Source organism: Rhodosalinus sp. (assembly GCF_041685465.1).
Classification (GTDB): domain Bacteria; phylum Pseudomonadota; class Alphaproteobacteria; order Rhodobacterales; family Rhodobacteraceae; genus Rhodosalinus.
Map to the genome: position 1 here is coordinate 1 of NZ_JAWLFS010000336.1, position 2,513 is coordinate 2,513.

Sequence of the window (2,513 nt, forward strand, 5' to 3'; positions counted from 1 at the left end):
GGCCTGTCTCGCCTTCGGCCGCCGGCGGGGTGTTGTCCGGTGTCTGCAACCAGGTATGCCCGCAGTTCGAGCATTGCACGTCACGGCCCGCCGCCGGGATCACCTCGTCGGGGACTTCGTACTGCGCGCCGCAGTTCGGGCAGATCAAACGCATGATGGCTCTCGCCCCGTCCGGGCCTTTTGTCTTGTCACCGAGGTTAAACCGCGAAATTCTTTCACGATAGCGTCTTGCCCCGAGGTGTGCGTGGATTGCAAGGCGACCGGTGCTGAGGCACAACAAGCCCCGGACAGGGGGACGACGGCGTGATCGAGCTCGAGGGCGTGAGCTACAGCTACGGGGGAGGCGACCTCCTGCGGGAAATCGACCTGACCCTTTCGCCGGGCAGCTTCCATTTCCTGACAGGCCCGTCGGGCGCGGGCAAGACGACCCTGATGCGGCTCTGTTACGGCGCGCTCCGGCCGAATTCCGGCCGGCTCTCGCTGTTCGGCCGCGAACTCTCGGCGCTCGATCGGGATGGCGTGGCGCGCGCCCGGCGGCGGATCGGCGTCGTGCACCAGGACTGTCAGTTCCTCGATCACCTGCCGGTCGCGGAAAACGTCGCGCTGCCGGTCGCCGTTTCCGAGACGGGCCGCGCGACCGACCCGGAGAATCTTTCCGAGCTCCTCGCATGGGTCGGGTTGAGCGCGCGGGCCGGGGCGCGGCCGCCCGAGCTTTCGGGCGGGGAGCGTCAGCGTGCCGCGCTCGCCCGTGCCGTCATCATGTCGCCGGAGGTGATCCTCGCCGACGAGCCGACCGGCAACGTGGACTGGGAGATGTCGCAGCGCCTCCTGCACCTGCTGGTCGAGCTTAACCGCCTGGGCAAGGCGGTGCTGATCGCCACGCACGACCTGATGCTGATCCGCGCCGCCAAGAGCCAGGTGCAGGCACGGGTGCTGCGGATCGCGGATCGCAGGCTGACGGCCGCGGGGGCGGATCTGTGACGCGCCTGCCGGGTCTCCTCGGGGGCGACGCACAGGCCGCGCGGGTCGTTCCGCCCACGGGGTTCACAGCGTGGCTCACGGTGTTCACCGCCGCCGCGATGGCCTTCCTCGCGGTCTTCGCGCTGGCGCTGTCCTTCTCGGCGGGGCGCCTCGCCGACCGCTGGGGCGAGGCGCTTGCGCGGACGGCCACGCTGCGCATCGCCGCGCCGGCCGGGGAAGTCGGCGCGCAGACCGAGGCGGCGCTGCGTCTGCTGCAGCAGACGCCGGGCGTCGCGGAGGCGCGCGCCCTCAGCGACGCGGAACGCCGCGCGCTGCTCGCCCCGTGGTTCGGCCCCGACCTGCCGGTGGAGCGTCTGCCGATTCCGCAGCTCATCGAGATCAAGGAGGAGGGGGAGGGCTTCGATCCGCAGGGTCTGCGCCTGCGCCTCGCCGCGGAGGTGCCCGCCGCGGTGCTCGACGATCATACCCGCTGGCGTCGGCCGCTCGTGCGGGCCGCGGACCGGCTGCGCGCGCTCGGCTGGGCAGCCATCGTGCTGATCGGGGGCGCCGTGGCGGCGATGATCACGCTGGCCGCGCAGGCTGCCCTCTCCGCCAATGCGCAGGTGGTGCAGGTGCTCCGCCTCGTCGGTGCGCGCGACGCCTACATCGCGCGCGCCTTCACACGGCGGTTCACCCTGCGCGCGCTGGCCGGCGCGGCGCTGGGCGCCGGGGCCGGCATGGGGGCGGTCGCCTTCCTGCCGCAGCAGGGGGCGGAGGGGTTTCTCACCGCGCTGGGCTTTCGCGGGCTCGAGTGGGCGGCGCCGCTCGCGGTCCCGCCGCTCGCGGCGGTCGTGGCCTGGGCCGCGACGCGGGCCGCGGCGCGGCGCATGCTCCGGGGGCTCGAATGATCCGCTGGCTCGTCTCGCTGGCCCACGTCATCCAGATGTATGCGATGATGGCGGTCATGGCCGTCGTCTTCACGCCCTGGGCGCTGGTGGACCGGCGGGGCGCCTATGCCGCCGTGCACGCGTGGTGCCGCTGGGTGCGCTGGACGGCGCGCTGGATGCTGGGGCTCAGGACGGACGTGCGCGGCCGGGTGCCCGAGGGCGAGGTGCTGATCGCCGCCAAGCACCAGAGCTTTCTCGACGTCATCCTGATCGTGAGCGCGGTGCCCCGGCCCAAGTTCATCATGAAGCGCGAACTCAAGTGGGCGCCGATCCTCGGGTGGTACGCCCTGCGCATCGGCTGCGTGCCCGTCGACCGCGGCCGTCGCGCCGAGGCGCTGCGCCAGATGAAGCGCGGCATCGCCACGGGCGACGCGCCGCCGGGCCAACTCATCATCTACCCGCAGGGAACGCGGATCGCGCCGGGCGTCAAGGCGCCCTACAAGATCGGCACCGCGGTTCTTTACGAGGCGACGGGCCTGCCCTGCGTCCCGGCGGCGACCAACGTCGGCCTCTTCTGGCCGCGCCGGGGCATCCGGCGCGAGCCGGGCCTTGCCGTGGTGGAGTTCCTCGAACCCATCGCGCCGGGCCTTTCGATGGCCGAGTTCA

4 protein-coding genes are annotated in these 2,513 nt (G+C 72.4%); 3 read left to right on the forward strand and 1 reads right to left on the reverse strand.

The features are described from left to right. On the reverse strand, positions 1-154 hold a 154-nt coding region (locus ACESL7_RS15385; RefSeq protein ID WP_372894174.1), incomplete at its 3' end, for a zinc-ribbon domain-containing protein. A 149-nt stretch (positions 155-303) separates the two neighbouring features. Here ACESL7_RS15385 and ACESL7_RS15390 point away from each other — a divergent pair. The 3 genes from ACESL7_RS15390 to ACESL7_RS15400 form a co-directional block, all read left to right on the forward strand. Then, a complete protein-coding gene (locus ACESL7_RS15390; RefSeq protein WP_372894171.1) occupies positions 304-981 on the forward strand; it encodes a cell division ATP-binding protein FtsE in 678 nt (225 codons plus the stop codon). Beyond that, the gene (locus ACESL7_RS15395; RefSeq protein ID WP_372894172.1) at positions 978-1,868 is read left to right on the forward strand and encodes a cell division protein FtsX; all 891 of its coding nucleotides are present in this window, start codon (positions 978-980) and stop codon (positions 1,866-1,868) included. Before ACESL7_RS15390 ends, ACESL7_RS15395 begins: the two co-directional genes overlap by 4 nt. Next, a partial coding sequence (locus tag ACESL7_RS15400) for a lysophospholipid acyltransferase family protein (RefSeq protein ID WP_372894173.1) occupies positions 1,865-2,513 on the forward strand: 649 nt, incomplete at its 3' end. The genes ACESL7_RS15395 and ACESL7_RS15400, both read left to right, overlap by 4 nt.